The sequence below is a fragment of the Candidatus Thermoplasmatota archaeon genome, assembly GCA_030018475.1.
In the GTDB taxonomy this organism is placed as follows: Archaea; Thermoplasmatota; JASEFT01; order JASEFT01; family JASEFT01; genus JASEFT01.
Genome location: JASEFT010000010.1, coordinates 1 through 4,651, shown reverse-complemented (window position 1 = coordinate 4,651; position 4,651 = coordinate 1). Strand labels below are relative to the sequence as shown.

9 protein-coding genes are annotated in these 4,651 nt (G+C 37.5%); all 9 read left to right on the top strand.

Translation table 11 applies throughout. The annotated features are described in order from the left end of the window. On the top strand, positions 1–248 hold a 248-nt coding region (locus QMD21_02550; GenBank protein MDI6855652.1), incomplete at its 5' end, for a recombinase RecA. After that, positions 245–934 (top strand): ATPase domain-containing protein, encoded by a 690-nt coding sequence (locus tag QMD21_02545; GenBank protein MDI6855651.1) that lies wholly within the window; start codon positions 245–247, stop codon positions 932–934. The genes QMD21_02550 and QMD21_02545, both read left to right, overlap by 4 nt. A gap of 3 nt (positions 935–937) precedes the next feature. After that, positions 938–2,101 (top strand): GTP-binding protein, encoded by a 1,164-nt coding sequence (locus tag QMD21_02540; GenBank protein ID MDI6855650.1) that lies wholly within the window; start codon positions 938–940, stop codon positions 2,099–2,101. A gap of 6 nt (positions 2,102–2,107) precedes the next feature. Further along, positions 2,108–2,485 carry a roadblock/LC7 domain-containing protein gene (locus tag QMD21_02535; protein ID MDI6855649.1) on the top strand — a complete coding sequence of 126 codons (378 nt, stop codon included), beginning with the start codon at positions 2,108–2,110 and terminating at the stop codon, positions 2,483–2,485. 2 nt (positions 2,486–2,487) lie between these two features. After that, a complete protein-coding gene (locus QMD21_02530; GenBank protein MDI6855648.1) occupies positions 2,488–2,847 on the top strand; it encodes a hypothetical protein in 360 nt (119 codons plus the stop codon). Then, a complete protein-coding gene (locus tag QMD21_02525; protein ID MDI6855647.1) occupies positions 2,832–3,515 on the top strand; it encodes a hypothetical protein in 684 nt (227 codons plus the stop codon). Before QMD21_02530 ends, QMD21_02525 begins: the two co-directional genes overlap by 16 nt. Positions 3,516–3,530: 15 nt before the next feature. Continuing rightward, complete coding sequence (locus QMD21_02520) at positions 3,531–3,968, top strand: ArsR family transcriptional regulator (GenBank protein MDI6855646.1); 438 nt, start codon at positions 3,531–3,533, stop codon at positions 3,966–3,968. Positions 3,969–3,972: 4 nt separating this feature from the next. Next, positions 3,973–4,248, top strand: a complete 276-nt coding sequence (locus tag QMD21_02515; GenBank protein MDI6855645.1) for a hypothetical protein — start codon at positions 3,973–3,975, stop codon at positions 4,246–4,248. Between the two features lie 6 nt (positions 4,249–4,254). Beyond that, entirely contained in the window at positions 4,255–4,569 is a 315-nt protein-coding gene (locus QMD21_02510) for a transcriptional regulator (GenBank protein ID MDI6855644.1), read from the top strand. Positions 4,570–4,651: the final 82 nt, after the last annotated feature.

Here is a 4,651-nt window from a genome sequence, read left to right as displayed (position 1 = left end):
TCACAGGAAGATGCAAAAGAGACGGCGCAGTAACTTTTTTCGCTTTGACTAAAGGTATGCATCCAGAAACTGATGTGCAAATTATAAGGCATCTAATGGACGGCGTGATAGAGTTCAAGGAAGAGAATCTGAGAACTTTTTTCGCAGTTCAAGGTATTTGTGATGTGCAGACAAGGAGCTGGGTACAGTATAAATTTACTGAGAAAGACCTTATAATAGGCTCATTCTCGCTTGACTATATAAGATGAAGTCTGAAGAATTAAAAAGAGTTGCCACAGGAATACCAGGCTTAGACGGTATGCTCGAAGGTGGATTCCCAGTGCCATCTTTTATACTTGTTGCAGGTGAACCTGGAACTGGTAAAACTACTTTTGCAGTTCAATCACTTTTCTACGGCTCTAAGAATGGTGAAACATCTCTGTATATAACAGCACTTTCAGAGCCAGTCTGGGTGGTGCAGAAATTTTTGTCCTGCTATACATTTTTCGATCAAAAATTAGTAGATAGAAAAAAGGTTATATTCTCAGATATAGGTGACGCTCTTAGAAAGCAGCCACTCTACGTTCTAAGCATTCTAATGCGAGAGATTGAAAAATACAACCCAGACAGAGTAGTGATAGACCCTTTAAGCGTTATAGGAATTGTAGCTGAAGATTTAAAGTCTTATCGTGAGGTCTTACACGATCTCATAATATTTACGAAGAAGAAAGTAACGCTTACAATTGCTACCTACGAACTGCCTCACGCAGATGTTGTAAAAACTATGCCTTCCTATATGGTAGATGGCTTGATAATACTTTCTTATACAGAGGAGGAGAATATCAGAAAGAAGCACCTTGAAGTTTTAAAGCTCAGAGGTAGTAAACATCTTACAGGCAGGCATTTGGTTGATATTTCTAAAAATGGTATTATAGTACAGCCTGGGCTGAGATAAAAAATGAAGATCGGCATACCAATACTGGACGATAAAATCGGTGAAATACCGAATGAAGTAGCTATTTTATTACAAGCCCAGCCAGGCATAGACCCGACACCTTTTGGATTAACTATTTCAGCCAACGTACTTAAAACAAGAACTTCATGTGTTTATTTAGTAAACAACAAACCTCCCAGCACTCTAAGAAGGGAAGCACTAGCTTTGGGTAAGGACCTATTTAAATACGAAACTGCTGGTATTCTCAGTTTTGTAGATGCATACTCAAACTATGTAGGTATGCCATCTGAAGAAAAATATACAGTAAAAGAGCCGTTTAGCGCTGAGTCTTTAATAGAAACTGTTGAAATTGCAATTAGAGGGTTAAGAGCGAGATCGAAGAATAACTTTACAGTCTTAGATAGTATTTCCTCGTACTTAGACATGGGTGGCGAGCTTAATGAAATTTTATATTGCATCGATTGCCTTAAAAGAGGCTCTGTGGTACTTGCACTATTTTCAGCCTGGAAATACCCACCAAAAATAGTAGAAAAGCTGAAGAGGAACTTTAACGCAGTATTTGCAGTAAAAGCAGTTGAAGAACTTGCAATTCTACGCAATTTTATGATACCTGAGAAAGTAGCTTGGAAAAAAATAAAAAAATTCAGTGTGCCTGTAAAGGTTTTAAAGCCAGGCGGAGTTAAAGTATATTTCCCTAAAATTTTAGTTACAGGACCTTATAAAGCAGGTAAAAGCGCTATTGTAAAAGCTATTTCTAAAACAAGCGTAAGTGTAGACAGAGCAGGTACAACTATAGCGCTAGACCACGGCTATTTGGATTATAAAGGCTTTTCTTCAGATATTTTCGGCACTCCAGGGCAAGAAAGCTTCGACCCATTACTCGAGTATTTAGCTGAAGATGCTGTTGCCGTTATTTTAGTTCTAGATTCCACTCAGCCGAAAACTTTTATTCGCGCGAAACAAATGCTGGAGAAAACGAGATCTTATTATCTCCCTTTAGTTGTAGCAGCCAACAAGCAAGATCTGAAAAATGCGCTACCTACTAAAAAAATAAGAGCTCTGTTAGGCTTGCCTAAGAATATACCTATTCTTCCTACAGTTGCTACAGCTAAAAAAGGTACTGGGAGGTTGGTTGACGAGCTGTTTAAAAGACTAGTAGCAAGTTGATAAAAAATGGAAAAAATTGATAAACTGCAAAGAGAGCTTAAAAAGCTAGCAACTATAGAAGGCATTGTAGGCTCTGCAATTATAGCAAGAAACGGCTTAATAATTGCTGAAGAGCTGCCTGAAGGAGTGGACGAAAGGAGAGTTGGTGCGATGGCTGCTACGTTAGTTGCTTCTATAGAGACATTAGCTTCTACAATCGGTAAAGGAGTACCTAAAAGAGTTGAGGCAGAGCTTGAACGTAGTAGTATTATCGTATCACGACTAGGCCACAGAGCGTTGCTTCTGGCAATACTTGCGCCCAACGCTAATTTAGAACTTATAAATTCTAAGTTAGAGCTGACTATTAAAGAACTAAATGAGCTAATGCTCCGAGGTGCCAAATAAAGATGGGCTGGGAATATCTAGAAATAGCAAATTTCATTCTAGGACTTGCAACTCTGGCTCTTACTATTGGAATTCTGATAATGCTGAGAAGAGCAGATGAAATACTTCTAAGAGCCAAACTTTTTCTTAATGAAGGTAAACTTGAAGTGAAAAAGAAAGGTTTTATTTACCAAACTTGGTACTATCTGCTTAGTATGGCAGTAATAATTGCAATTCATTCGTTGGCATGGCTTGTAACAACGTCATTAAAGCTAGAACTAGCATACGGGATTTATAGAACATCTAAAACGTTATTCCTTGGAATGCTATGCTTGCTTGCAACTCAATGGTTTGTTGTAGCAAAAGAATGTATGAGAAGATGAAAATAAGCGAGCTAATCACTAAAGAGCTTAAGCCAGGTAGCGCATGCCTTATTTTATCTTCGCCACTTGCAGGCAGGGAACAATTTATTCGTCAGCTATTCTACGAAAGTTTATTCTCAAATTATGCAGCGGTATATGTCACAACAGATAATTTTGCTGACGATATTATAAAATATATTGAGACTCTAGGCTACGAGCTCAAAGATAGAGAATATGTCTTCATCGATACTTATTCTCAGCAAGCCAACCCAGCTCTTGAGGATAGTGAAAATATCAAGTATGTAGCTTCAGTAGCAGATCTTGCGAAGCTAAGTAATAACATAGTCTCGTCGCTCGGCAAACTAACCAAGAAATCTTCTTTGCTGATTTTTAATTCACTAGATACTTTACTAATGCATGTTTCACCTCAGAGCGTTTATAGATTTTTATATTATTTAAGAGCGAAGACAAGATTTGCAAGCACTACTTCTTTGCTTATGCTCGATCCTAAACTACATGATGAAAAAGTCATTAAAATGATATGCCAGCTGAGCGATGTTTTGATAAATATTAACGAAGAGCGGAATTTATTAGAGCTAACTTTTGCAAGCTCTTTGAAAAAAGCAATTAAATATAACATCGGGGAGAAGGGATTTGTTCTACAGCAAAAACTTTTTATACTAGCTTAAATCATTTTTTGTTTTATGAGTTTCGAAATTATCGTTGCAAGTAACGCGCCTCTTGTAAGTGAAAAAGATATCGAGAAAGTAGCAAAAGAATTTCTAACTCAAATAGGCTATATCTCAAAAGGCTCAGAACCAACGATACCTCTAAAACTCTTTCTGGATTGCTTCCTTAAAAGGCTCGACAAAGCTTGGCTTGTAGATGAGTTAGCTCTAGAGCTCAACACCTCCAGACCCACTGTCTACAGGCATTTGAACAAACTGAAAGGATACGATATCCTAGAAGAGTTGCCTGTAGAGAGCGAGAACTTGAAAAAGAAAGCTTATAGACTAAGATATAGCAATATTTCTAAAGCTTGGAATTTCGCAGAAGCTCATGCAAAAGTAGCTCTTGAAAATTATCGCAAGACAGTAGAGCATTTACAAGAGCTTGTAGAGCTTTATAGGAAAGGTAAGTGAGAAAATGTACGAAGAAAAAATTAAGCTGATACCAGGCTCCAAATACATAGTAACTTCACTTGAAAGTCGCGATAAACCTTTGGTTACTACTGGCATATTCAAAAATTATATGATGCTCGGTGAAGCAGATGCTATTTGCATGGAGCTTGACTCCACGCATAAAGAGCTTGCAGGCAAGCTTAGAATAATACCAGTCCATATGATTATCGCTATAGATATAGTTAAGCCTGCAAAAGAAGCAAAGAAAAAAGAAGAGGGAGTAGAAAGATACGTGGGATAAAAATAAATGGTAAAGCTCAAAGCAGGTACTTTAGAAGAGCGCATTTTGAAAGTTTTACTCTCCAAATATCCTATTACCGCAGAAGAGCTTCAAGCGCAACTGGCTGTGAGAGAAGACACTCTTGAAAGAGCTCTCAGCGCACTTCAAATAAAAGGTATTATCTTATTAGAGCCTTTGCAAGATAAGACTTTCATAAGAGTTACTCAAACAGGTATTGAGTTCATTGGCAAATCTCCAAGCCAAAGAAAAGCATTAAAGCGCAAGAAAGGCAAGAAGAAAGCTGTAGAAAAAGTAAAAGAATCAGATGTAATGTATGCTTGAGCTCTAGGATTTTTTCAGTTTGCGCCTGTAACATTCAAAATGTAAAGTAAAGCAACATTTGCAACGTTTTTATAAGCTGAAG

What these genes read in the sequence shown, in the direction of transcription:
- QMD21_02545 (MDI6855651.1), top strand. Translation starts at nt 245, where the DNA reads ATGAAGTCTGAAGAATTAAAAAGAGTTGCCACAGGAATACCAGGCTTA.
- QMD21_02540 (MDI6855650.1), top strand. Translation starts at nt 938, where the DNA reads ATGAAGATCGGCATACCAATACTGGACGATAAAATCGGTGAAATACCG.
- QMD21_02535 (MDI6855649.1), top strand. Translation starts at nt 2,108, where the DNA reads ATGGAAAAAATTGATAAACTGCAAAGAGAGCTTAAAAAGCTAGCAACT.
- QMD21_02530 (MDI6855648.1), top strand. Translation starts at nt 2,488, where the DNA reads ATGGGCTGGGAATATCTAGAAATAGCAAATTTCATTCTAGGACTTGCA.
- QMD21_02525 (MDI6855647.1), top strand. Translation starts at nt 2,832, where the DNA reads ATGTATGAGAAGATGAAAATAAGCGAGCTAATCACTAAAGAGCTTAAG.
- QMD21_02520 (MDI6855646.1), top strand. Translation starts at nt 3,531, where the DNA reads ATGAGTTTCGAAATTATCGTTGCAAGTAACGCGCCTCTTGTAAGTGAA.
- QMD21_02515 (MDI6855645.1), top strand. Translation starts at nt 3,973, where the DNA reads ATGTACGAAGAAAAAATTAAGCTGATACCAGGCTCCAAATACATAGTA.
- QMD21_02510 (MDI6855644.1), top strand. Translation starts at nt 4,255, where the DNA reads ATGGTAAAGCTCAAAGCAGGTACTTTAGAAGAGCGCATTTTGAAAGTT.